Genomic DNA, 25,875 nt, shown 5'->3' with positions numbered 1-25,875 from the left:
CTGTGCACGGGGATCGGGTGGATGTCTGTTTACCGCCATTTACCACGGTCAGCGTGGGGCAACGGTTCGGGTTCAGCCCCCGGTTTCCCGTTTCGGGAAAAAAAGATTAGTCCGCCCGGTTACGATCTCGTGTCAATCACGCTGCGGATGTACGCGACCATTGCGGGGAACTCATCCGCGCCAAGGGTGCCCTTAGCAAATTCCACATCGGAGCAGCGCCCGAGGATCTCCCCGGTCTTCCGTGAATCGCCTTCACGGGATTGCAGGAATGCCATGAGTTCGGTGTTGGTCATCTCGTGGTGTGCCCCGTTCTCGCGCGAGAGGAAGAGCCGGAGCGCCTGGCCGGCAAGGCCACATGCCTCGGCATGCTGCTGCTTCGTGTACGCGGTCTCGGCACGGGCCAGCAGCTCGCGGGCAGCAGCCCTGTGATCGAACGGCTCCTCCCATAATGAGGGTCCGGCCGGTTCCCGCACCATTACAACCGGGCAGCGGAACCTCCGGTACAGGATCCATACGGCGCCGATGATCACGGCGGCAGCGATGAGCCCGGCAATGAGCGGCAGGTAATCGAACGGCGCATCCGGTTCGGTTGCAAGACTGATCGACGTCACGTTCGTATCGTCGGTCGTGGCGTTGATGAATGCCTGCTTCCCCCCGGGGTTCTGGAACGAGAGGTTGACCATCGATCCGGTTGCCGAGATGTTCACGGCGGTGGTGTTGCGGGTGTAGCCCTGTGCCTTGAGCTGTTCAGCCATGTTCTGGTACGTTGTGTTGGATGCAAGCGGTGCCGTGACATTGACCGGCGCCTTCGAGGTCTCGGCAACAGAGGGAACTGCCCCGTTCTCCATGGCGCCGGCAACAGTCACGCTCTCACCGGCAGCATTCTGGTACTCCATCGAGAACGTGCCGGCATTGCCGGACGTGGGGTCTGATGAGAGGGACTGCCGGGCGAATCCGTCGGCAGCAAGGCTCTCGTTGACCGAGCCCAACAGTGCGTCGCGGCTGAGGGCCTCCTCGAACGCAGTCTTCTCGAGTTCGGCCTGCTCGGCCTCCCGCTGGAGTTGTTCCTTTAAGGCGCTGGTGTCCTGTGACTGCTGGCTGTTCGAGAGCGCCTGCTGGACGGTCCCATCCCGGCCCGCCTGCTGCTGGACAGAGACGGACTGCTGCACGATCTGGACCGAACTCGATGAGGGGACATTGCCCGTTCCAGCCCCGCTCGTGCTTGTAACCGGGGACCGGTTGGTGGATGGTTGCGGGACCTGCGACACGAAGTGGATCGTGATCACCGGCAGGGTAACCCGGACTGCTGACGTATCCGTGTAATCGTAGGTGACCTGCACCTGCATGCTCTTTTCCACCGACGAGGTGCCAGCGCTGATGGTGATCTGCGATGCGCCCGGGTCTATCGTGTGGGTGTATACCCGGTTCTTGGTACTGGTCATCACCGTGCCGGTGTTCTGGAGCTGCTCAACGGTCGAGAACTGGAGGGTGCCATCGACAGTATGGTCGTAACCGCTCATGACAAGGACCGGGATATCGGCCGCTTCGCCGAGCGGGATATAATACTCGCTGCTCTCTGCCGTGAGGGTGATCTCGGCGGCGCAGGCCGGGACGATGATGAGCCCGGCCAGCAGGAGGAGCAGGACAAGGGAGAGGTTCAGATATTTCATTGGATGATCCTCCCCCTCCCATAGCGCAGCCAGAGTTCAAGGCAGAGGAGGATGAGCGCCCCGAAGATGAAGACGTTCTTGATGCTCGTCTCCTCCTTCTCGCGGGTGATCTGCTGGTTGAGACTGCCGTAGATTTCATTGAGCGTCTGTCCGTCAACAGACTTGAAATATTTCCCGCCGGTCTGCGATGCGATGGACTGGAGGGTTGACTCGTCCAGCTGGGCATACTGGGGATTACCCATCCAGTCATAGCCCAGCACAACCGGCTGGGATGAACCTAAACCCACGGTATAGACCTGGATACCGGAGGATTTGGCGAACGCTATGGCCTCATCGGGTGTGATGACGCCGGCATTGTTCACCCCGTCCGAGAGCAGGATCACGACGTTCTTCCGGTTGGGGATGGACTTGGCCATATCGATGGCAAGCGCAAGGCCGTCGCCGATCGCGGTCTGCCCGGACTTGGGGGAGACTGCCGCGAGCTTCTCGCGGACCCGGTCCTTGTCAGGGCTCAGGTACGCGGCGGTGGTGGCGCCGGATTCAAAGAGCACGACACCGGCATTGTCCTTCGCGTCAAGGCTCTTGATGAGCGTGTCGGCAGCGGTCTTTGCCGCCTCGATACGCGACGGCTGGTAGTCAGTTGCCTGCATGCTGCCGGAATCATCGATGACCATGACCACGTTGACCCCCTCCTTGGTCTGTTCGAGCGGGATGTGCGGGTCGGCAAGGCCAATGACGAGGAGGGCGATTGCGACAAGCGCTATCCCGAAGAGGAGATGCGTGCGCCGGGATTTCTTCACGTCGCCCAGCGCAGATTTGACGAATGCGAGCCGGGAGAACCGGATCGCCTCCGTCTTCTTCTTCCGCGTGACCAGGAAGTACACTGCGGCAAGTACCGGGATGGCAAGGAGCCCGATGAGCCAGACCGGATCATAGAATCCCGGCATGGTACCTCCTCCTGCCCGCGATCCCGGTAAAGAACGACTTCACCGGGATCTCGTACGGTTCGTTTGTCGTGAGCGTCAGTTCATGGATGCGGTGCTTTGCAAGCTCGTGGTGCAGTGTTGTCTCTGCTTCCTCCACGAGCACACGGTACCGTTCCCGGAACTCTTCATCGGCCGTGTCGACTAATACCTGCTCACCGGTCTCCGGGTCTTCGAGTTCGATGTACCCGACATCCGGGAGCTCGCGTTCCCGCTCGTCGATGACCCGGAGCGCGATCACTTCGTGGCGCCGGGAGAGGATCCGGAGCGGGAGCATGAACGACGGGGAGATGAAATCCGAGAGGATAAGCACCGAACTCCTGCGGGAGAGCACCCGGGAAAGGAATTTTGCAGCAGCCCCAAGATCGGTCTTATCCGAGACCGGCTGGTGATCGAGCATGGTACTGAGGATGCCGACAAAATGCTTCCTGCCCCGGCGGGCGGGGATGAACTTCTCCACCCGGTCCGAGAAGAGGCAGAGGCCCACGCGATCGTTGTTCCTGAGCGCGGCAAAGCCGAGACTTGCCACGAGTTCGAGGATCTTCTTCTGCTTGGTGGTCTCCGATCCGAACGACCCCGAGCCGGAGATGTCCACCATGAAGTAGAATGTCTGGTCGCGTTCCTCGGTATACTCCTTGATGAACGGGTGATTGTACCGGGCAGTCACCTTCCAGTCAATGGACCGGATATCGTCGCCGGGCACATACTCGCGGATCTCGGCAAACTCGATCCCCTGTCCCCGGAATACCGAGTGGTGGAGCCCGGACTGGAGCCCCTCCACGAGGATACCGGTCTTCAGGTCGATCTTCCTGATCTGCCGGATCAGTTCGTTCCTGTCTTCCATGTGCCATTCCCCCTCCTGCTGACACGGTTGACGGGAGCGGAGCTGCAGGCCCCTCTTCCCCGCGGGGTCATCGCAGTCATGGGACCTTCACCCTTGCAAGGATGCGGTCAATGATAGCGTCGGTGGTGATGCCATCGGCTTCGCCTTCGTAGTTGAGGATGATCCGGTGCCGCAGGACATCATGTGCAACGGCCTTGATGTCCTCCGGGATGACGTAGCCGCGGCCTGCCAGCAGGGCATGAGCCTTGCCGCCGAGAATCAGGAAGATGGATGCACGCGGCGATGCGCCGAGCGCAATGTACCGCGCCTCCTCAAGCCCGTATTCTGCGGGCTTCCGGGTAGCATCGACCAGCTCGCTGACGTACTGCTTGATGGCGGTATCGGCGTATACCTTCCGGGTGAATGCCTGGATAGCGAGGATCTGTTCTGATGAGATCACCTTTTTCGGGGTCAGCGTGATCCCTTCGGTGAACCGGTCGAGAATGAGCACTTCATCTGCCTTATCCGGGTAGGTCATCATGACCTTGAACATGAACCTGTCCACCTGTGCCTCGGGCAGGGGATAGGTCCCCTCGGACTCGATCGGGTTCTGGGTGGCGAGCACAAAGAACGGGCGGGCAAGCACGTGCGTCTCTCCCTGGATAGTAACCTGCTTCTCCTGCATTGCTTCAAGGAGTGCGGACTGGACTTTCGGGGGTGCCCGGTTGATCTCATCGGCAAGGATGAAGTGGGAAAAGATCGGGCCTTTCACGGTAGAGAAACTCGCATCTTTCTGATTGTAGATCTTCGTCCCCATGATATCTGCCGGGAGGAGATCGGGGGTGAACTGGAGCCTGGTGAAACTGCAGTCAACACACTGCGAGAGCGTGCGGATCGTGAGGGTCTTTGCAATGCCCGGCACGCCCTCAAGGAGGACATGGCCGTCGGCACATACCGCCATCAGCAGGCGATCGATCACGTCGTTCTGCCCTACGATGACGGTCTTCATCTCGTTTCTTATCGCATCCAGCGTTCCTGCATGAGTCTTTGCTTCACTCGTTAACTGGACAATCTCTGCATTCATACTATCACGTACCTGTCAGGTTTCCTTTGGGCCCGGCTCACCGGGCCCTGAGTGCCGCATGTACGGGACCGGGGCTACGTATATCCGGGCAGTATTGCCCAGCCCCTCCGCGATATTTATGCCAGGGTGCCGGGGGCATTCCCTGCACCTCGCGGAGTTCCCGCAGCATGTGTGTCTTTTATATATTCTTTAAATGGTTTGTGCAGTAACCCGCTCCCCTTCCGGGCATTGTTTCACGGGAGCCCATGGGCGTTCCGGGTGCTGCGATTACCATTCTGTTTTGTCCCCGTAGTTGTCAGGGGCTTGCAACAGGATTACACCGGGTAGTATAAAAGGAGGTGGATTTTGGAAGAAAAGCCATGGTTTTTTTCCAAGTCCCAGTACTTCACTAAATTTGAGCCCTACCTCAAGAAAAGCGTACGATCTCAACAGGCAGCGGGCGCCGGATATGGTTACGATATGGCAAAAAAGCCAGCCGAATACTAAGAGATCATCCAGACACGTTGCGATTCAGTACCTGCTGAACGTCACTGCCCAAGAATATCCGGGATGTGATGTGACATGATACGAGTCGCTGACTTTCCACTATTCACAAAGAAAATTTCAGAGACGTACTGGATTCATACTATTTGTCTGGATTGAGATATCCTCCAGAGCTTTTTTCAGCCAGACTCTGCTGAAAAAATTTCAATCGCGATCATGAGGTGTCAGTTGATGAGGCGATTATCGGATAATTATCCGGCAATATGTATGTACATGCTACAAAATTTTTGATTTGCCGACGTGAGGTAATTTGCCGATCAACCGGACCCTGCCAGAAAAAAATTGAGCAGGGGGTGAGGGGGTGGTTGAAATTTTTTTTGCCGGAGATCGATTGCGATGCTGAGAATGGTGTAACTCTTCACTCAGGTTTTTGGCAGGTTGTGTACACTACCAGGATTCACGGAGGAATTATGAGAGAAGTACTGAGTCCGTTCTGACCGGTTAAGAAACTCTTATACTCCACCCCCGCGAACCTCCTCATGGAGAACGATCATGGACAAAGTCACGCTCGGCCCGATGCCGTACATGAGTGTCATGCCCACCCTGCTCGTGGGTGCTAACGTGAATGGGAAAGCAAACTACATGACTGCCGCGTGGGCAACGGTTGCCTGCATGGCGCCGCCGATGGTCTGCGTTGCGCTCAACAAGACCCGGTTCACGGTGAAAGGGATTGACGAGAACAAGACCTTCAGCCTGAACGTGCCGTCAGCAAAGCACGTTGTCGAGACTGATTACTGCGGGCTCGTATCAGGGACGCACGAAGACAAGTCGAAGATTTTCAAATCATTTTACGGGAAACTGAAAACCGCCCCCATGGCGGAGGAATGCCCGGTAAATATTGAATGTAAATTTTTCAAATCGGTTGACTGCGGAAGCCACCTGCTGTTCATCGGTGAGATTGCGGAGATCCATGCAGACAAGTCGTGTGTTGTGGACGGGAAACCCGATACCGCGAAGATCGATCCGATCGTGTACGCACAATCCGCGTACTGGCATGTGGGTAAGCAGGCAGCAAAAGCATTCTCGATTGGGAAAGAATTCAAAAAGAAGTAACCGATTATTGTTTAACGTATAGTGATTATGATTAAATCAAAATTATTTTATGTTCATTTTTTTCAATAACGACTCATTTGCCTGGGACTTGGATCCATAGAGAAAGCATTCAATGGGATGTCCATTATCCCGGCAGCTTCCATTTTTCCTGTCCAGGCAGTCCCGGCAGGTGGGAACTCTTGTGTCCGGGACATCGGCAAAATGACGCTTCCAGTTGTCTCTGTCGATATCTCCCGCATCAAGCAGCGCGTTGAGGTTGTTTAAATTATAGATCATTATTCATCCAATTTCATTAGTTTGTATTTTTGTTCAGCCGGGTAAATTAATTTTTTTATTTTATCCTGTATTTTCATCCCGGCTAATATTCAAAATCCCTTTTACCAACCGGTATCTAGTGATACGGTTCCAAAAATCTCGTCTCCTGGAGGAGCTTATCAGCAGGATTACTGCGGCTTCCCATATGTTAATCTACCCCGGCCATCCAGATCCATTCCTGAAGAACATGCAACCAGACAGGAGCACCATGGTATGGTAAACAAAGGCTGGCAGTTACGGATGAAGCGGCATGTCGAACGGCTCGTCTCCACGCACCGCCGGGAATCCCTGCGCAAGGTCGAGAAGGACCTGCATGCCCTGGGATTTGTCGAACTCGGGGCAGATCAGGTGGCGATAGCCTTCGAACACGTCTTTATGGAATTATATCTTGAGATTGAGCTGGATGACAACCGCACAATCCACAGTTACTTTATCGTACCGTTTGAGGAGAAGGAGAAGAAACAGCGAAAGTACCGGTGGTGACGCATCCGGAAATCCGGCTCCCGTTTTTGTACTCACCCGACGGTTCCCCTTTTAACCCCCGGTATCATCAGGTTTTCCCGGTGGCCCGTCAGGCATTCCGGCATCTGCATGACAACGGAATACTTCGTCCAATCCGCAGCAACAAAAAGAGAAGAAAATTTACAGCAGTCCCGGTGCCTTGACCCGGAACTTCTGCCAGAGGACGCGTCCCACCACGCGGTAGGTATAGTCCAGCTCGTCGAAACTGGGGATATCGTGCTCCTTTAACATCTCGCGACCCACGTTCATCGAATCCCCGCCAAGGAGAGTAGCCACGAGCCGGTTCTCGGTCGATGCCGAGAACTTGAGGATCTGCCGTGCAAGCTGCTCTGAGGTCAGGACAAGGTTCGGGAACCCGACAATGAACGCCATATCCCAGAGTTCCGGGTGTCGTGCGAGCACGGCAAAGGTCTTCTCGAACCGCTTCTCGCTGGCATCGCCCAGAAGGTCGATCGGGTTACCCTTGTTCCAGAACTCGGGAAGGAACTCGTTGAGCTCGTCGATGACCTCCGAAGGCAGGTCAACCATCTCGATCCCATAGCGTTCTGCATAGTCGGACGAGAGCACAGCAAACCCGCCGGCGTTTGTTATGACCACGGCACGCTTGCCCTTCGGGTAGCGCTTCCGGTGGGCGAGCATCTGGGCTGCGAGGAATGCACCGGTCAGGGTGTGGACCGCGATGATACCGGCGTTCCTGAACGCTTCCATGTACACCTCGTAGGAACCGGAAAGGGAACCCGTATGCGACGAGGCAGCGGCCTGGCCCCGGGTGGATGATCCGGACTTGATCGCTATGATCGGCTTGCACTTGGCCACTTCGGCCGCAACTTCCATGAATGCCTTACCATCAGTGATCTGCTCGATATAGAGGATGATTGCCTTTGTTTTCTCGTCCTTCCCTACGAACCGGATGTAATCAAGGAAGTCGAGGTCAGCCTGGTTGCCGACGCTGATGACCGCAGAGAAGCCGATGTTCTTTGCCAGGCTCATATCCACGACCGTGTTGATGATGGCGCCGCTCTGGGAGATGAACGCGATGTTGCCGGGCCTGGGAGACTGGTGGACGTAGGTGGTGTCGATGCCCCGTGGGGGAATGATCATGCCAAGACAGTTCGGCCCGATGATCCGCACACCGTGGCTCCGGGCAATAGAGACGATCCGGTCCTCAAGTGCTTTTCCGTGTTCTCCCATCTCCTTGAAGCCGGCTGTGATGATGATCACCATCGGCACGCCCTTGGTTCCGCACTCCTCGATGACCCGGGGAACATGGATTGCCGGAACCGTGATCACGGCAAGATCGACCGGGGCCTGGATTGCCGAGATGCTCGGGTAGGCTTTCAGCCCCTGGATCTCTGAGCGCTTGTTGTTCACCGGGTAGAGCTGGCCGGGGAAATGGAGGAGGTTGTGCATGACCGCATACCCCATCTTGTTCGAGTCCTGCGACGCGCCGACGACTGCGATGGAGCGGGGGTTGAAGTACTCCATCGGTACCGGGGGTCGTTCCTCCTTGACCTCGTGAACGGGTTTATCGGAGACGATAACCCGTGCATCCACCGCGAGCGCCCCGTTCTCGTACAGCCGCAGCGGGTTGATATCGAACTCGGCAACATTCTCGCTCTCAAGGAAGAAGCGGTTGACCGACATCAGCGTGGATACCAGTGCTTCCTCATCCTTGGGTTTCATCCCGCGATATCCCTTGATGAGGGGGTAACCGTCGATCTCCTGAATCATCTGGCGGATCGTACCCTCGTCCAGCGGCATGATCCGGAGCGTGATGTCTTTCATCAGTTCAACGAGCGTGCCGCCCATACCGAACGTGATCACTTTGCCAAAGGCCGGGTCGGTCTTTCCGCCGATGATCAGTTCAAGCCCGGGTTCTGCCTGCTGCTCGACAATGACGCCCGTGATCTCCGCATCATTGTTGTACTTCTTTGCACCGGTAATGATCTTCTCGAATGCTGCTACGGCCGCTTCTCGACTGCCGACACCGACGACGACACCGCCCGCATCGCTCTTGTGAACGATCTGCGGAGAGATGATCTTCATCACGACCGGGAAGCCGATGGTCTCGGCGGCATCCGCAGCATCGTGGGGGGTCATTACAATCCGGTAGGATGGGACCGGTACGCCATATCCCTTGAGGAGATCGTATCCCTCAGATTCCGATAACATGGTTCTTTCCATACGTGTCACCACATTTTTTGAAATTATAAATGATGTTTTATAACCGGAACCACCTACCCGGGCGGTCGGGTGAAGTGAGACCCGGTCTTGTGCCCGTCGCAGTATCGTCGTTCACAGTAATGTTAATGAATCGTAACGATGCTGTTTTAAAGGTATGGGAAAAATGGTGTTGGATGAGCGTGGATTTTTTGCCCGGGTACCACCGCGCGCAAAAATGCATCTGAAAAACTCATTAAAATGCCCGGATCTGGAAAATCAATGAGAAGCGCCGCATTAAATAGAAATGGGAGTTATAATAAGCAGATAACCCTCAACAGGTCGCCGATCCTTCAATTGCGAGCGACAACTTTAATTTTGAATTACGCATTATTAATAGTGTTAAATCGGGGTTTTTCATGACTGAAGACTTTGATGTCATACTTTCCGAGAAGTGTTACACGCCCGATCACTCCTGCCGGCAGAACAGCTGGCTTGGCGATTACCAGAAGGCGTATGATGAATTCCTCAAGGATCCTGACGGATTCTGGGACCGAGCAGCCAAGGAACTCCACTGGTTCACACCCTATACAAAAGTGAAAGAGTGGAAATATCCCTATGCCCGCTGGTTCATAGGAGGTAAGACCAATATCACGTACAACTGTCTCGACCGTCACGTGATGAGTTCCCGCAAGAACAAGGTGGCACTCATCTGGCGCGGAGAGGACGATACCGAGCGGATTTACACGTACCGCCAGTTATACCGTGAAGTGTTGAAAGTTGCAAACGGGCTGAAGCGTCTTGGGGTGGTAAAAGGTGACCGGGTCTGCATCTATATGCCCATGGTCCCGGAACAGATCATCTCGATGCTTGCCTGCGCCAGGATCGGCGCTATCCACAGCGTTGTTTTCGGGGGGTTCGGTGCAGCTGCCCTCAACAGCCGGATCACCGGTGCCGGCGCGAAAGTCGTCATCACCGCGGATTCCACGTTCCGTCGCGGTAAGACGATTCCTCTCAAACATATTATTGAAGAAGCGATCATTGATGCACCCACGGTCGAGCATGTTGTTGTCCTCCGGCGGGAACTTCGCCAGCCTGTGGAGATCCACAGCGAGATGGAGATGGATTTCTATGACATGATCAAGGATGTCCGGCCGGAATGCGAACCCGCTATAATGGATGCAGAAGATCCGCTTTTTATTCTGTACACGAGCGGATCGACTGGCAAACCCAAGGGTATTGTGCATACCTGTGGCGGGTACATGGTTGGTGCGTACTATACCACCAAGTATGTCCTCGATATCAAAGACAACGACGTGTACTGGTGTACTGCCGATCCCGGCTGGATCACCGGTCATTCCTATGTCGTCTATGGCCCGCTCTCGCTCGGTGCAACCCTTGTTGTCACGGAAAGCACCCCGGATTTTCCGGATCCCGGGGTATACTGGCGCATGGTCGAGGAGTTCGGGGTTACGATCCTGTACACCGCACCCACGGCAATCCGCATGTTCATGAGACTCGGTGAAGAGTGGCCTAACAAGTCCAACCTCAGTTCCCTGCGGCTTCTCGGGTCGGTCGGCGAACCGCTCAATGCCGAGGCATTCGAATGGTTCTACCGTGTTATCGGCAAGAGCAAATGCCCGATCGTGGATACCTGGTGGCAGACAGAGACCGGAATGCATATGGTCACCACCATGATTGGCGAACCGATGATGCCTGGCTTTACGGGAAAAGCGATTCCCGGCGTTGTCGTGGATGTTGTGGATAAGGAGGGCAATTCATTGCCTCCCGGTGTAGGGGGTTTCCTCGCCGTTCGTGAACCGTGGCCTTCTATGTTGCGCACGGTCTACAATGATGATGAGCGGTATCTCAAGTACTGGCACACTATCCCGGGATGCTATGCAGTCGGGGACCTTGCAGTCAGGAACAAAGACGGCTATATCATGGTGCTTGGCAGGTCTGACGATCTCATTGTTGTGGCCGGGCACAACATTGGTACTGCCGAAGTTGAGAGCGCGCTGGTCTCCCACAAGGCTGTTGCAGAATCGGCGGTCATCGGCAAACCGGATCCCGTCAAGGGTAATACCATCAAGGCATTCGTGATCCTCCGCCAGGGGATTGTCTCAACGGACCGTTTGAAAAATGAGCTGCTCTACCACGTGCGTATCACGCTGGGTCCCATTGCCATGCCATCAGAGATCGAATTTGTTACCACGCTGCCCAAGACCCGCAGCGGCAAGATCATGCGGCGTGTGCTCAAGGCCAAGGAAATGGGCACGGACCTGGGGGACACATCCACCCTGGATGAAGAATAACGTAGCTGGGATATGAACCCAACTTTTTAAATACTGTTTTATATCATTTATAAATATGAAGGTCAGACCAGAAGACTCCCTCAAGATCGAAAATATCGTTGCCTCTGCCAAGGTAACCGATTATCTGGATCTTCCCGCTCTCGCATCCCAAATCAAGGATGCCGAATATAACAAGAAGCGGTTCCCTGGCGTTGTCCTCAGGATGCAGGACCCGAAGATTGCGGCGCTTGTCTTTGGATCGGGAAAAGTTGTTCTTACCGGCGCAAAGAGTCTCGACAGCCTGACCAAGGGACTCAATATCCTTGGCAATATTCTTCGGAAACTCGATATTGATATCCCCAAGAAACTGGAATACAAAGTCCAGAACATTGTTACTTCTGCCGATCTTGCCACGCCCATCAACCTCAATAAAATTGCGGTCGGCTTTAACCTTGACCGGATTGAATATGAACCGGAACAGTTCCCGGGTCTGGTGTACCGCCTTGATAACCCGAAAGTTGTGGTCCTGCTCTTTGGGTCAGGCAAACTGATCATCACTGGTGGCAAAGTAACGGAAGATGCCAAAAAAGCCGTTGTCAAGATCGTCTCTGATTTGAAAAGCCTTGGTCTTCTCTAATTTATATTTTTATTTTTTCATGCAAGTTTTCAATTATACATATATAGTTCTCGTTCATTGCATGCCGATAACAGAGCCTATATATCTATCATTAGATAATTATAGACTGTACAATAAGAAATAATAGATGGATGTGATGCATGAGAACAGAAAACGTAATGTATTTTACCGAGAAGGAAGAGGAGTTTGCCAACCTTCTCATCGAGATTGGAACGAAACGCAATGTAGCAAAGGTTCTGGTATTTCTTGCAAATACACCGGAAGCAACGTCCCGTGCCATTGAGCGCGGTACCGATCTCCGCCAGCCTGAAGTCAGCATTGCCATGAGGTATCTGATGGAACAGAACTGGATCTCGAGCAGGGAGAGCAAGGCCGAGAGCAAAGGTCGCCCGGTAAAGATCTACGAGTTGGCCAAACCGATCCATGAGATCATGGACAGCATCGAGAAAGAGAAGAAGAAGGAGGCCAACAACCAGCTGGCCCTTGTTCAGAAATTACGGAACTATATCCGTTGAATTAATTATCCTGCACTTTTTTTCATGGCCCACGATGACCGTGGTCTTGTCTGCAAACTCGCAGAATAACCCGCTCTCCACAATACCGGGTATCCGGTCTATTGCATCCTCAACTTCAAGAGGTTTGGCGATCTCCGCAAAACTACAATCAACAATGAAGTTTCCGTTATCGGTAATAACCGGGCCATCCTTCTTTATCCCCTCGCGGACGACCGGGCGGCAACCCAGCCCTCGAAGCTGTGCCAGGGCCGGTGTGAGCGCAAACGGAAGGATCTCAACCGGGACCGGCGCACTGAGCTGGGGGACAATCTTTTGTTCATCGACAACAACGATAAACCGGAATGCTGCGGCGGCAACGCATTTTTCCCGGGTCATAGCTGCGCCCCGACCTTTGATAAGGTTCAGGAAGGGATCGACTTCATCTGCCCCGTCAATTGCCAGATCAACGACCGGATAATCATCAAGTGTGGTAAGCGGGATGCCGTATTCGCGTGCCCGCATGGCCGTCTGATAGGAGGTTGGTATGCCCGATACTTTAAGCCCGTCCCGGATCCGGCCGGAAAGCCGCTCGATCATGTAAAACACCGTGGATCCGGTGCCTAGCCCGATCACCATGTCATCTTCCACCATGTCCGCTGCGTGGAACCCGGCCGCAGATTTTGCCGCCGTAAGTGCGCGTGCCTTCTCATCCATGTCAGTGATACGTATCGGTGCGGAAATAGTTAAAACTGGTGATTTGGTGGGAAATACTGGCAGGATCAGGGAAGAAAGATCTTTTCGATCGCCGCGTGCGCATGATGCGCTGTGCAGTCAAGGGTAATCGGGGTGACCGATATGTTCCCCTTACGGACCGCATGGACATCGGTTCCCTCTTCAGCATCCTCGATGAGCGGCCCGTTGATCCAGAAATACGGTCGTCCCCTCGGGTCGAGCCGTTTTTCAACTCCCGTATGGAAGAGTTTCCGGGCAAGCCGTGTCACTTCGTATCCCCCTTTCACTTCCGAGGGGATGTTGATATTGATCACGTCCGCACCGGTGCAGAATCCTTTGGCCAGCACGCGGGAGACCACATCGCGCACAATCTTCTTTGCCTCGCCAAAGCTCTGGCCATACGTGCGGGGGTCGTCGAACTTGTCCCCCTGGTCCTCAACCTGGAGCGAGAACGCGATCGCATTCGTTCCCTGGTTGGATGCCTCGAGCGCGGCACCAACAGTTCCCGAAGTCATGATGGATTCAAACGAGAGGTTCTCTCCGATATTGATCCCGCTCACTACAAGAGTCGGGTTAAGTTTCAGGGCATAGAGCCCGATGATTACGGAATCCGTAGGCTTGCCGGCAACCGACCATGCCTGTTCGCCGTTGATGATCACCTTGTTTGCCCGTAACGGCTCGAAGATCGAGATGGACCTGCCGACAGCACTCTGCTGGGTTGCAGGTGCCACCACGGTTACATCCGCGATGGGTGTGAGTGCTTCGTATGCGGCCCAGAGCCCGATGGAACTCACGCCGTCGTCATTGGTCAGCAGGATCGATGGCTTCATGTGTATTGTTCTCTCTCCGGCATTGCACAAATACCCAACCGATCGGATAGGGTAATTTTATTGCAGCGCTAAAAGAAGAGGGATGAAAGTTCTCCTCGCTGAATATACTGTTACGCATGACCCTGCCCTTGCTCACGAAGGGGCTGCAATGCTTGCCGTACTCAGGGACAGTTTCGAACGTTGTGGAGACGAAATCGTGTTGCCCGGTCCCGGCGATTTTGGTGAGGAGATCGCGCGTCTTGCCCCGGAATGCGATATGGGGCTTGTGATAGCGCCGGACCACTTACTTTCAAAGTACACGTTCCTTGTAGAGCAAGCTACGCACAACCTGGGCTGCGGGTTCATGACCATTGCGCTCTGCGCGAACAAGGTGCAGAGCGGCAGGGTCCTCCGGGAACATGGCGTGCCGGTTCCTGACGATGCCGGCGCCGGGAAGCGGGTGATCAAGCCCGTGAAGGGCTGCGGTACGCAGGAAGTCCGGCTATCAGAGGAGATGCCGCGTGGGGGCGAGTTTGCGCAGCAGTATGTTGAAGGAGAGAATTACTCGGTGAGCCTCATCCCGAACCGGGTGATTGGGGATGCATGCGCCTATTACTCCGGGAAACCCCCGGTTTTCCTTGCAGTGAACCGGCAGGAGATTGTAATCGGGTCTGACGGTGCGTTTCGGTATCTTGGCGGCGAGACCCCGGTTCATCCGGCCCGTGAGGACGAGATTGTAGCGACGGCGAAAAAAGCGGTTGAAGTACTCGGCTGCCAGGGATATTGCGGTGTTGATGTGGTTGTTGCCGACAAAGTGTACGTGGTGGATGTGAACCCGAGGATTACGACAAGTCTGGTGGGTATTGCCGCATGTATGCAGGAGGAGATCGCGGAGCTGCTTGTCGCGGCATCCAAAGGTGACGGCCCGGCAACCGTTCACCTTACAGGACATGCCAGGTTCGATACTTATGGGAAGGTTACCCGCACATGATCGGCATTGATGTTGGCGGGGCCAACCTGAAGGTGGTGGACAGGAACGGGGTCCACATCCATTACTGTCCGCTCTGGGAGAAAGCACCGATCACGTCCCTGCTTGAGCAGCACATAACCGGCATGGATGAAATGGCAGCGGTTGTCATGAGCGGGGAACTCGCTGACTGTTTTGAGAACAAACTGCAGGGCATCTCCTTTATCGTGGATGCAGTCCGCAGGGCGTTTCCCAAAGCCCGATTCTATGGGATGGATGGAGTGTTCCATACTACTGCTGTGCCGCAGCTGGCTGCTGCCAACTGGCTTGCCTCGGCAGATATCCTTCGGGAGAAGTATCCCCGATCAGTCCTGCTGGACATCGGCAGCACAACCGCGGATATCATCCCCCTTGGGCGGTTTCATGAACTATTGGGCATGACCGACCTTGCCCGGCTCCGGAAAGGTTACCTGCTCTATACAGGAATGTTGCGCACCAACATCGCAACAATCCTCCAGTCAGTGAACCTTGATGGCGTGCAGACTCCGGTGAGCACAGAATATTTTGCCACAAGTGCCGATGCATACCTCGTGCTGAGGGAGATCGCTCCGGAACAGTATACCTGCGATACCCCGGATCACAAGGAGAAGACACGGGATGCATCCCTGCGGCGGCTCGCCCGGGTGGTCTGTGCCGATCTCGATGAGATTGGAGAGACCGGGGCCCTATCGATTGCACAACAATTCCGACAGCAGCAGCATACCCTGATCTGCGATGCAGTACGGAACTGTGCGGATTCCTGTCATGCAGAGGATGTTATCGTAGCTGGCATCGGAGCCCCTATCTTTGCCCGGGAGTTAGGGGGATATGACCTGACTACCGAACTCGGTCCTGCGGCCGATGCTCTGCCGGCGTTTGCAGTAAGGGAAATTGCGATCCGCGATCGGGAATTTTCCCGATAAGCCCGGAATCACCAGAAATGAACGCACCGATGAATGTATGGAAAACAAGTCTCCTCCTGCTGGCTGGATCCCTTGCGGCCACTGCGCTGATGTGGTATCTCGGGTCACCGTTCTTCTGTCTCTTCCTGTTCATCCCGATACTTCCGTTCCTCAGAAGGGAACGCAGCCTCCGGCGCTGCCCTGTCTGTGGATGGGAAACCTGTGGCAGAGAGCGGTTTTGCCCTTTTGATGCCAATCCTCTTGAATGCCCGGGAAACCCGGCTGGAAAAGGAAAAAACTGAGATAAACATATGTTGTTATTTAACCAGTCCGGTATGCAGAGTATAATCTGGATACGCTTGAAATCAACGGGTTTTAACCGGTTCCGGATGTTCATTACAGTAATGCCGGTAGTTCCTTACTATTTTTATTACAGCAACACTAATGCAAGATCACCGGTGATTCCCCATGGCCCAGTTACTCTTCTTCTCTGTTGATGATGTCCACGGTGCAATCCCTCTGGCAGATACATCCCGCGTGATCCGGATGGTTATGCCGGCTGAAAAACCCGGGGCCCTCCCTTGGGAAGCCGGCACGATCAACCTACATGGAAAAGAGATCACGGTTATCTCGATGCGATCGCTGTTAGGTCTTGCTGCATCACAACCCAGGTTGACCGATATGTTGATCATTGCCAGTTCCGGGCGTGGAGATGTTGCTCTCTGGGTTGATACTACCTCTGGCGTACAGGATATCCCCCTCTTTTCGGATTCTGCAGATACACTCGGACCGATTCAACCGGAAATTCCCGGTGTGTGGCAGACCTCGGAAGGCCTTCAGGTAATTTATGATCTCACCCAGTTGATTGCCACTGGGGGAAAGACTCTGTACCGGCCTGGTTATCCACGATCACTGGAAATTCCGGAAATTGTATCCGACGCTTCTGGTGGATACTCATATGACAGCATCGGTGTGGATACAGCACAGGCCGCCTCCCTTCTCAGAGAACGGGCAAAAAAAATTGCACGGCCTGAAGAGGGATCCCAGGAAAGCGCAGTAACGGAAGTTCTCAGGTTCCGGCTCGCATACCGGGAATATGCAATTGACATGCAGCATATCCGGGAGGTTGTCCTGACCGGTAAGATCACCCCCGTTCCCGGGACACCCGATTATATTTCAGGCATCTGCATGGTACGGGGAGAGATCATCTCGCTTGTGGATCTCCGGGTTCTGCTCTCCATCCCAGAGAAAGGCCTGACCGATCTGAACCGTGTCATCGTACTATCTGATAACAAGTTCTCGTTTGGTATCCTCGCAGACCATATTACCGGTATCGGCATGGTCGAACTGGACCGGATCTCCCCGGAATACACCGATGCCATCCCGGTAAAAAGCAATTATGTCCGGGGTGTCGCAGAGGGATCGCTGATTGTCCTTGATACGGTGGCCATGTTTGCTGATCCCAAGATGATAATTGAGGATACATAAAGAACAGGACAACCTCTTTTCCATTCTGCCGGGTAGACTAGAGAAATGGGGACCTACGGACCGGTCCGGAAAAGAATCACTACGTTTATGAAATATGCGATCAGTCTATTCATGAATACAGGTTCATCCGTGATATCTTCGGGGGCAGGGTATGCTTGAGTTTTTCTCCAATATGAAAGTAGGGACCAAGATCCTGGTTATCTGTCTGATGCTGGCAATCATTCCGACGATCCTGCTCGGGATTGTGGCCTATTCCAGCTCGAGCGGTGTGATCAATGACCAGATCCAGACACTGCTTGAGACACAGGTCCAGGATATGAAAGGCTGGACCAATGATGTGTACAAGCTCACGCGGAACAAGGTCAATAGCGATCTCAACGTCGCCAAACAGAACTTCTATGCGAAAGGTACACCCCAGATCATTGATGGTAAAATGACGCTCGTCGATAGAAATGGCGAAAAATATGTCGTAAATGAGAATTTCGAGATCGTTGACAAAGTCCAGTCGATGGTGGGTGGTGCAGCAACGGTCTTCCAGGTATACAATGATAGTTATGCCGCCCGCATCTCCACCAATGTTCTGGACACTGAAGGCAAGCGGGCAGTAGGCACCCATCTGACCGATAATGTATACGAAGTGGCTGTTGAGAAAAACGAGACCTATTACGGATGGCGCGATCTCTTCGGCAAGAATTATGTTACTGCCTATGAACCGATCCGTGATCCCAGTGGCAAGGTCATCGGGGTCCTTTTTGTCGGCACTGAAGAAGGACAGACCCTTGATGTTGTCAAGAAAAGTATCCGTGAAACGGTCGTGGGTAACCACGGGTACATGTACGTGATAGACAGTTCCGGAGCTGTGCTTGTCCACCCGACTTCTGAAGGCCAGAACTGGGCAGACCGGGATTATATTCAGGAGATGTTCAAAAACAAAGAAGGGTCTATCCCCCATGAAGTGAACGGAACCCGGATTCTCGATGCCTACACGTACTATGAACCGCTTGATTGGTACATTGTATCCCGGGCAGAGCTGACAGATTTCAGCGGCCCTATAGATACCATACGAAACACGATCCTTGCCCTTGTCATCGCTTCCATGGCTGGCGGTGCCGCGGTTGCAGTCCTCTTCGGCCGGTCCATATCGGAGCCCCTGCAACAGGTTGTCATCATGATCAAGGAACTCAAGAACGGACACCTGTCCGCCCGGTTGAACCTCAAACGGAAGGATGAGATCGGGACCATGTCCGCGACCATGGATGAGTTTGCCGATGATCTCCAGACCAATGTGGTTGGGGATATCAAGAAGATTGCAAACGGTGAATATATTGAGCGTTTCTCGGCACCTTTTGACGATCGTGACGAGATTCGTCCCGCCCTCCAGATGATGGTCGATTCCCTTGATCACCTGCATAAGGAGACTATCAAACTCACCGATGCGGCGCGTGCGGGCGATCTCTCCGTGCGGGGTGACGAGAAGGCATTCCGCGGCGGGTACCGGATGATCATTGCCGGTTTCAACAAGACCCTTGAGACGATCACCGAACCGGTGAACGAGGCAATGCGCCTTGCACGGTTCTACGCTTCCGGTGATCTTACGGCACGGTTCGATGAGCGGATCCCTGTTGCCGGTGAGTTTGTAGCCTACCGTGATGCCCTGAATACCATTGGTATCGAACTCCAGCGCCTTATGAAACTGATCAACGAAGAACTGTACGAAGGCATCTCGGTTCTCTCCTCGGCCTCAAGTGAGATCCTGGCAGTTACTACCCAGTTGTCTTCCGCCAGTTCCCAGACCGCAGCAATCGTCAACGAAACCTCCGACACGGTGGAGAGCGTGCGGACAAAGACTGACCTGATGAACCAGAAGACCAAGGAAGTCTCTGAAAAAGCGATGAATGCGCTGAATGTGTCCGGGGACGGCCAGAAATCGGTACAGGAAATCCTTGATGGTATGAACCATATTCAGCGGCAGATGGACATGATCGGGATGAACGTTATCAAGCTCTCTGAGCAGAGCCAGGCTATCGGGGAGATCATCGCAACGGTCACCGATATCTCCGAACAGTCCAATCTGCTTGCGGTTAACGCATCTATTGAAGCGGCTAAAGCCGGTGAGTTTGGTAAAGGCTTTGCCGTTGTCGCCCACGAGATCCACAACCTTGCAGAGCAATCCAAAGCGGCGACTGCAAATATCCGTACAATCCTGACGGATATCCAGCGGGGCGTTTCGTCGACTGTGGTCTCAACAGAGCGGGGGACAAAATCAGTGGCTGACGCGGTACGGCTCACCAGCGATGCCCAGAAAGCGATCGAAGTGCTCACACGGTCAACGGCCGAGTCCTCGCGCCAGGCGATCGAGATTGCGTCGTCAATCCATGACCAGGCAACAGGCGTGGACCAGATCTCGCTTGCCATGGAGAAGATCCGGGATGCGGCCCAGAAGAACCTTGAGATTACCCGGAAAGTAGAGAAGACCGCAGAAGATCTGCATGAACTGGGCCTCCGGTTAAAGAAGCTCACGGTCCAGTATCATGTCTAACGTTCGTCTTCCATGAACGGAATGGATGCTGAATTTACAAAAAAGCTGCTCGCCACGTTCTGCGATGAGGCAGAAGAGCATCTCAGCGGAATGGTGGACATTCTCCTGGTGCTGGAAAAGTCCGGCGCTGGGGCAGATCCCGCTCTTGTGGAGCGGATCTACCGTACCACCCACAGCCTGAAAGGGGCATCTCGTGCAGTCAGCCAGAAAGAGATCGAGTCCATCTGCCAGAATCTGGAGAATGTCTTCTCCCGGATGAAAAATGGGACCTATATCCCGGATGCAGATGCCTATGATATCTTTCACAAGGCTGTAAAAGTGATCCATGCTATCCTGAACGGAGAACGGCCGGATGTTTCTCCTTCGGATATTGTTGCCGGCATTCGTATCATTGCAAAAAAAGATATGGGGGTTAGTTATGGTACGACAGATAGTTCCCTGCCGGTACAATCCTTCAGTTCCAACCCCTTACCCCCTTTTGCGGTGAAAGATCCAGAGTCGGGAGGTGTTCGTGTCGGGGCCTTTGCTGCCCGAACCTCAAATTCTCCTTCAGAACCACCGGTCGTTCAGGCAGCCGGGATTGTAGGTATGCCGGTTCACGATGGGGGAACGGTGCGGATAGCATCGCATAAACTCGACCGCTTGATCGCAGGATCGGATGACCTCCTCACCACCCGCCTTTTTATTACGCACCGCCTGCGCGAACTGGAAGAGATGATGACCCGTTTCACCCTCTGGCGGTGGAACCAGGCCCAGATCTCTTCAGATGTCCATAGTATCCGCGAGAAAGCGTTCGGATCTGCCAAGACAGACTTGCCCGAAGACGTTGTTCTCCCGCTTCAGCGACTGGTGGAATTTTTCGATTATGACCGCGAGTTTGGCAATTTTCTCCGCCATGATCTGGCTGAACATATCCGTTCAACAGAACGCGACCGGTCCGCACTGGAAGCCAGTACCTCCGAAATATCTGACCTGATCCATGATGCGGTCCTGCAACCGGTTTCCAGCATCCTTGCTCCCTTTCCCGGGCTTGTAAGGGAATACTCGCGAAACACCGGTAAGCAGGTGGAACTGATAATGGAAGGGGACGAGATAGAGGTTGACCGGCGTATCCTGGATGCACTCAAGGATCCTCTGATGCACCTTATCTACAACAGTATCGATCACGGTGTCGAATATCCGGATATCCGGGTTTCCCGAAATAAAATTCCCTGCGGCCATGTGAAAATAAAGGTTTTTACACTTTCCGGGGGGAAGGTGGGTATTGAGGTATCTGATGACGGGAATGGGATTGATGGCAGGATTATCCGGCAGGCAGCCGTACGGGCAGGCGTGATCACAGCCCGCGAGGAGAGTCTCCTTACGGATGCCGAGGCAATATGGCTGATCTTCCGGTCAGGTCTGTCCACCAGCCCGATTATTACCGAGATCTCCGGTCGGGGTCTTGGCCTTGCCATTGTTGAGGACAGCGTCACACGTCTGGGGGGCTACGTTACGATCTCCTCTGATGTCGGGAAGGGTACAAGTATAACCATGCGCGTCCCGGCCCGCCTGGTAACGTTCCGTGGGGTTGTTGTTCGTTCGGGTAGCCAGGTGTATGTCCTTCCCATGCAGCAGGTGCGACAGGTGCTTCGCATGAGGCGGGATGCAATTGTATATACCGATGGCCGCCCGTCTATCCGGTTTGATAATGAGATGATTGGGGTACTCCAGCTCTCCGATCTTCTCGGTATACCCCACCCGCGATCCATCCTTGAAACGGAGAAGCAGATCTCACTTGTGATCATCGCGTACGGAGCAGGACAGGTGGCCTGTCGTGTGGATGAGGTGATCCGCGTTCAGGAGATTGTTGTCCGTCCTCTCGGGGGCCAGCTCCGTCGGGTAAAACGTATCGCCGGCGCGGCAGTCCTGGGTGATGGGACGCTTGCCCTGGTTCTCGATCCTCCGGAACTGATCCAGGAATCTCTCCGGCCTTGCGGGCCTTCTATCCCCATTACTTACGCAGAAAAAGCAGCATGTCGGATCCTGGTTGTGGAAGACTCTGTTACCTCGCGCGCGTTCCTGCAGATACTACTGGAACGGGACGGGTACCAGGTATCGACAGCGATCGATGGCCTTCAGGCATTCGCAATGCTTAAGGAAAATGAACCGGATATGGTCGTGTCAGATGTTGATATGCCCCGCATGAACGGCTTCGTACTGACCGAGAAGATCCGTGCTGATAACCGACTCTCCCATCTTCCGGTAGTGCTGGTCACGTCCCTAGATTCTGCAGAAGACCAGAGACACGGGATTGCGGTTGGCGCAGATGCCTATATTGTCAAGAGTACCTTTGAAAAGAACCATCTGCTCGCGGTTATCCGTGACCTGATAAGGATGCGGCACCGGCCTGGACCCGGAAATCCTGGTGATACATAATGGAAAAAACACCCAAGAAACTGGTAAAGATCCTGATCGTTGAGGACAGTCGGACGCAGGCTGAATACCTCCGGCATATCCTGGAGACCGAAGGATACCGGGTCATGCTGACCGACAATGGTATGGAAGCGCTGGAACAGATCGCCACAGACCGGCCCAATCTCATTCTCTCGGATATTGTCATGCCGGAGATGGACGGATATGAACTCTGTCGTCGGATCAAACAGGATCCCCGGGTTGCGACAATTCCCGTGATCCTTGTTTCACAGCTCTTTGATCCGGCTGATGTGATCCGCGGTCTTGCTTCGGGGGCAGACGATTTTATCATCAAGCCCTATGATCCGTGCTATATCAGCACCCGGGTCACAGGGATCCTTGAAGCGCTGGACGAGCCGGATCCCGAGAAGGTCTCACCGCCCCTGGATCTCACGGTAGCTGGTACGATCTATCGCATTACTGCCGGAAGGCTACGGATCCTCCGGATCCTGCTCTCAACGTACGAGATGGCGATCCGGAAGAATACCGAACTTGAGGAAGCTCGGGAGCAGATCAATGCGGTAAACGAGCAGCTCCAGCAGGCAGTCTCTGATCTCAAACAGTCCAACTCCAGCCTTGCGTTGGAGAACACGGAACGGCGGAGGGTGGAAAAAGCCCTTGATGAGGCCAACAAACGGCTTAACCTGATGGCGAGCATCACCCGCCACGATATTATCAATCAGCTCACGACTCAGCATGAAATCCTTGAATATTCCCTGTCCCTGCGGTCAGTGGAACCGGAAAAAGCATGGGAGCAGGTAACGAGCGCGATTGCCATCACCACCCGCACACTTAACTCGATAAAATTTACAGCGGATTACCAGAAAGTTGGAGTTAAAGCTCCCCAGTGGCAGGAGATCCATACCCTTGTGCAGGCTGCGGCAAAAGAGATCCTTCCTTCAGGACTGGCGTTTTCCAACGAGGTCTCCCCCGGGACAGAAATTTATGCAGATCCGCTGATCGGCAAAGTCTTCTCCAACATGATCGAGAATGCAGTAAAATACGGCGATAAGATAACTGCCATCCGTTTCAGCCTGAACTCCGTTGACGGTGACACGATCATTGTCTGTGAAGACAATGGCGTTGGCATACCCGCTGGCAGCAAGGATAAGATTTTCAGCTACGAGTACGGACTGAATACCGGCCTGGGCCTCTTCCTTGCGCGGGAAGTTCTTGCGATAACCTTCATCACCATCCGCGAGACCGGGACACCGGGCACCGGAGCCCGTTTCGAAATTCACTGTCCAGCCGGCACAATACGGGGATCTGCACAAAAATCCTGAGGATCCTGTCCGGGCCGCTATACCCGGTGGGATGCTCCAGTTTCCTGATCCCCGGTCTGACCGGTGGGGAATCTTTTTGCACGTTCAGATCGAACGGGAGTGTACAGGTTTTCCCGTTCCATGCCGCTCCCCAATCCTTTGGTTCTCCAGCATCCCGTGCAGCGCAACCGCATCCTGCTTCTTGTCGGCCTGACCGCAGTAACCCTTGCAGTAAACCTGTTTGGGATCCTGTTCGGCCTCACTGCGGTGCTCTCACACCTGCTTTATTTCCCCGTTATCCTCGCCTCCTACTGGTATCCCCGCCGGGGTCTTATCTTCTCCGTGGGGATAGCGGTGCTCTACGGCATCACGGTGTTCATGATCACTCCCCAAGATATCATGATTGGCATCGCCACGATCGCACGTGGGGCGATCATCGTTCTTGTGGGTAGTGTAGTTGCACTCCTGTCATGGAACTTGGCAGAATCCGAGCAGCAGCTCCATGATATCATCGAGTTCCTTCCTGATGCTACGTTCGCCATCGACCGGGAAGGCAGGATCATTGCATGGAACCGGGCTGTCGAAACTATGACCGGTATGTCAAAGACCGTCATGCTCAACCGCGGAAATTATGAATACGCACTTGCATTCTACGGCGAACGAAGGCCGATGCTGGCAGGCCTGATTATCAATAACGAGCAGCAGATTGAAGAGAAATATCCGCAGGTCAGAAAAGAAGCAGGAAAACTCGTGTCAGAGGTCTTCCTTCCCCATTTTCATGGGGACCGGAGCATGCATATCAGGTTTTCTGCAACGGCACTCGTGGATGCGGAAGGGAACATCACCGGTGCCATTGAATCGGTCCGGGATATTACCGATCAGGTGATGATCGAATCAGCGCTCGAGAAGACCAGCAACCGGCTCAACACCCTTGCCGGGATCCTCCGCTACGATATGTCCCGGAAACTTGCCGTGCTGTACGGGCAGCTCCGGTTCGGGGTCATGAAATTCCGCGACCCGGAGATTATCTCGTTTATTGCTGATCTCAAGGAATCGGCGAATGGCATCACGCGTCAGATCGATATCTCCCGCGAGTTTCGGGATATCGGTGCCACACCCCCGACGTGGATTCCCGTGCAGGATGCTATCATGACCGCTGCCGGGCGCCTTGAATTCGGAAGGGTGGTATTCCATGCATGGACGGAACGGCTCGAAATCTTCTCGGATCCTCACCTTCCCACGGTTTTTTACCACCTCCTGCACAACTCCCTGAAAGAGGCAACGGGTGCGACAAAGATAGTCATCACCTACCAGATCCGGGAGAACGGCTGTGCCATTATCATTGAGGATGACGGAGTCGGTATCCCGGATCATGATAAAAATTCCCTTTTTGTCCAGCAGGAAGACCGTTATGGCAGGGGACTCTTCCTTGCTTATGAGATTGTTTCCCTGACTGGTATGACCCTCCGTGAGACCGGCGTGTACCGTGAATCAGCCCGGTTTGAACTGGTCGTCCCTTCAGAAGGATATCGTGTGGAGGGGATGGAGCAGTGAATGGTAATAATCCGGCTCCGAAGACCCCGCCTCTCATAGTCACCACCCCCGGCTCATCGGGAGATGCCGTGTCCGGTATCCGCGAACTTAGGGTTTCTGAATTCTCCCTCGCTGATAACGTCTGGCTTGATTATCACAACACAACGGGAGATCCCAAAACTGACCGGATCTTTGCAGCATTTTCATCAGGGGTCATTGTCTCCCTTGCCCGATGCAGGCGCCACCGTGACGGACTCGAAGTGGATGGAGTGTTTACACCGGAAAACTTCCGGAAAAAGGGATATTCCCGTAGGGTAATGGATGCGCTTGTGGAGGCCTGCCACAATGACGATCTGTACATGTATGCGGTCCGGCATCTTACCGGGTTCTACGGCCAGTTTGGGTTTAAGCCAATCCCGGAAAGTGCGCTTCCCCCTGATATCCGCGAACGGTATACCTGGGCAACAGGAAATCTCGAAGGTGCTGACGTCCAGCCGATGTGCCGGAAGGCCGGTTTATAATCGTTGGAAAATAGGGGAATAAGTGTTTATGAACCCAGGAACCTTTTTTGA

General features: G+C 54.3%; 21 protein-coding genes. 13 read left to right on the top strand and 8 right to left on the bottom strand.

Features of this window, described 5'->3' with window-relative positions; genetic code table 11:
- Window positions 1-119 precede the first annotated feature (119 nt).
- From LUQ43_RS11485 to LUQ43_RS11470, 4 genes are all read right to left on the bottom strand, one after another.
- Window positions 120-1,670 (bottom strand): hypothetical protein, encoded by a 1,551-nt coding sequence (locus tag LUQ43_RS11485; RefSeq protein ID WP_299967795.1) that lies wholly within the window; start codon window positions 1,668-1,670, stop codon window positions 120-122.
- Entirely contained in the window at window positions 1,667-2,617 is a 951-nt protein-coding gene (locus LUQ43_RS11480) for a VWA domain-containing protein (RefSeq protein ID WP_299967793.1), read from the bottom strand. The genes LUQ43_RS11485 and LUQ43_RS11480 overlap by 4 nt, the downstream gene beginning before the upstream one ends.
- Complete coding sequence (locus LUQ43_RS11475; RefSeq protein ID WP_299967791.1) at window positions 2,601-3,497, bottom strand: DUF58 domain-containing protein; 897 nt, start codon at window positions 3,495-3,497, stop codon at window positions 2,601-2,603. Before LUQ43_RS11475 ends, LUQ43_RS11480 begins: the two co-directional genes overlap by 17 nt.
- A gap of 76 nt (window positions 3,498-3,573) precedes the next feature.
- Entirely contained in the window at window positions 3,574-4,560 is a 987-nt protein-coding gene (locus LUQ43_RS11470) for a MoxR family ATPase (protein ID WP_299967789.1), read from the bottom strand.
- A 1,035-nt stretch (window positions 4,561-5,595) separates the two neighbouring features.
- Between LUQ43_RS11470 and LUQ43_RS11465 the strand changes: the two genes are divergently transcribed.
- Window positions 5,596-6,156, top strand: coding sequence for a flavin reductase family protein (locus tag LUQ43_RS11465; RefSeq protein ID WP_299967787.1), 561 nt, complete (start codon window positions 5,596-5,598; stop codon window positions 6,154-6,156).
- Window positions 6,157-6,198: 42 nt separating this feature from the next.
- Here the strand turns inward: LUQ43_RS11465 and LUQ43_RS11460 are convergent, their stop codons facing one another.
- Window positions 6,199-6,432: a hypothetical protein gene (locus tag LUQ43_RS11460; RefSeq protein WP_299967784.1), complete on the bottom strand. Its 234-nt coding sequence runs from the start codon at window positions 6,430-6,432 to the stop codon at window positions 6,199-6,201.
- A 252-nt stretch (window positions 6,433-6,684) separates the two neighbouring features.
- On the opposite strand from LUQ43_RS11460, the gene LUQ43_RS11455 reads away from it, so the two are divergent.
- Window positions 6,685-6,954, top strand: a complete 270-nt coding sequence (locus LUQ43_RS11455; RefSeq protein WP_299967782.1) for a hypothetical protein — start codon at window positions 6,685-6,687, stop codon at window positions 6,952-6,954.
- 159 nt (window positions 6,955-7,113) lie between these two features.
- Here LUQ43_RS11455 and LUQ43_RS11450 read toward each other — a convergent pair whose 3' ends face one another.
- Window positions 7,114-9,177: an acetate--CoA ligase family protein gene (locus LUQ43_RS11450; protein WP_299967779.1), complete on the bottom strand. Its 2,064-nt coding sequence runs from the start codon at window positions 9,175-9,177 to the stop codon at window positions 7,114-7,116.
- A gap of 395 nt (window positions 9,178-9,572) precedes the next feature.
- Between LUQ43_RS11450 and acs the strand changes: the two genes are divergently transcribed.
- From acs to LUQ43_RS11435, 3 genes are all read left to right on the top strand, one after another.
- The gene (gene acs, locus LUQ43_RS11445; RefSeq protein ID WP_299967777.1) at window positions 9,573-11,468 is read left to right on the top strand and encodes an acetate--CoA ligase; all 1,896 of its coding nucleotides are present in this window, start codon (window positions 9,573-9,575) and stop codon (window positions 11,466-11,468) included.
- Window positions 11,469-11,523: 55 nt separating this feature from the next.
- Window positions 11,524-12,084, top strand: coding sequence for a TATA-box-binding protein (locus LUQ43_RS11440; RefSeq protein WP_299967775.1), 561 nt, complete (start codon window positions 11,524-11,526; stop codon window positions 12,082-12,084).
- Window positions 12,085-12,224: 140 nt separating this feature from the next.
- Window positions 12,225-12,599, top strand: a complete 375-nt coding sequence (locus LUQ43_RS11435) for an ArsR family transcriptional regulator (protein WP_299967772.1) — start codon at window positions 12,225-12,227, stop codon at window positions 12,597-12,599.
- Here the strand turns inward: LUQ43_RS11435 and rpiA are convergent.
- Together rpiA and surE are read right to left on the bottom strand one after the other, a co-directional pair.
- Window positions 12,579-13,292: a ribose-5-phosphate isomerase RpiA gene (gene rpiA, locus LUQ43_RS11430; protein ID WP_299967769.1), complete on the bottom strand. Its 714-nt coding sequence runs from the start codon at window positions 13,290-13,292 to the stop codon at window positions 12,579-12,581. The genes LUQ43_RS11435 and rpiA overlap by 21 nt on opposite strands.
- A 65-nt stretch (window positions 13,293-13,357) precedes the next feature.
- Window positions 13,358-14,140 (bottom strand): 5'/3'-nucleotidase SurE, encoded by a 783-nt coding sequence (gene surE / locus LUQ43_RS11425; protein WP_299967766.1) that lies wholly within the window; start codon window positions 14,138-14,140, stop codon window positions 13,358-13,360.
- Window positions 14,141-14,222: 82 nt separating this feature from the next.
- Here surE and LUQ43_RS11420 point away from each other — a divergent pair, with 82 nt between their 5' ends.
- From LUQ43_RS11420 to LUQ43_RS11385, 8 genes are all read left to right on the top strand, one after another.
- Complete coding sequence (locus LUQ43_RS11420) at window positions 14,223-15,110, top strand: ATP-grasp domain-containing protein (RefSeq protein ID WP_299967764.1); 888 nt, start codon at window positions 14,223-14,225, stop codon at window positions 15,108-15,110.
- Entirely contained in the window at window positions 15,107-16,048 is a 942-nt protein-coding gene (locus tag LUQ43_RS11415; RefSeq protein WP_299967763.1) for a hydantoinase/oxoprolinase family protein, read from the top strand. The genes LUQ43_RS11420 and LUQ43_RS11415 overlap by 4 nt, the downstream gene beginning before the upstream one ends.
- Before the next feature lie 447 nt (window positions 16,049-16,495).
- A complete protein-coding gene (locus tag LUQ43_RS11410; RefSeq protein ID WP_299967760.1) occupies window positions 16,496-17,515 on the top strand; it encodes a chemotaxis protein CheW in 1,020 nt (339 codons plus the stop codon).
- A gap of 151 nt (window positions 17,516-17,666) precedes the next feature.
- On the top strand, window positions 17,667-20,054 hold the full coding sequence (locus tag LUQ43_RS11405; protein WP_299967757.1) for a Cache 3/Cache 2 fusion domain-containing protein: 2,388 nt from the start codon (window positions 17,667-17,669) through the stop codon (window positions 20,052-20,054).
- A gap of 21 nt (window positions 20,055-20,075) precedes the next feature.
- Window positions 20,076-22,472, top strand: a complete 2,397-nt coding sequence (locus LUQ43_RS11400) for a response regulator (RefSeq protein ID WP_299967754.1) — start codon at window positions 20,076-20,078, stop codon at window positions 22,470-22,472.
- The gene (locus LUQ43_RS11395; protein ID WP_299967751.1) at window positions 22,472-23,791 is read left to right on the top strand and encodes a response regulator; all 1,320 of its coding nucleotides are present in this window, start codon (window positions 22,472-22,474) and stop codon (window positions 23,789-23,791) included. Before LUQ43_RS11400 ends, LUQ43_RS11395 begins: the two co-directional genes overlap by 1 nt.
- A gap of 120 nt (window positions 23,792-23,911) precedes the next feature.
- Window positions 23,912-25,324, top strand: coding sequence for a PAS domain S-box protein (locus LUQ43_RS11390; RefSeq protein ID WP_299967748.1), 1,413 nt, complete (start codon window positions 23,912-23,914; stop codon window positions 25,322-25,324).
- Window positions 25,321-25,824, top strand: a complete 504-nt coding sequence (locus LUQ43_RS11385) for a GNAT family N-acetyltransferase (protein WP_299967745.1) — start codon at window positions 25,321-25,323, stop codon at window positions 25,822-25,824. Before LUQ43_RS11390 ends, LUQ43_RS11385 begins: the two co-directional genes overlap by 4 nt.
- Window positions 25,825-25,875 lie beyond the last annotated feature (51 nt).

The sequence above is a fragment of the Methanoregula sp. genome (assembly GCF_028679125.1).
Taxonomy (GTDB): domain Archaea; phylum Halobacteriota; class Methanomicrobia; order Methanomicrobiales; family Methanospirillaceae; genus Methanoregula.
This window is presented reverse-complemented; position numbering and strand designations above follow the sequence as displayed.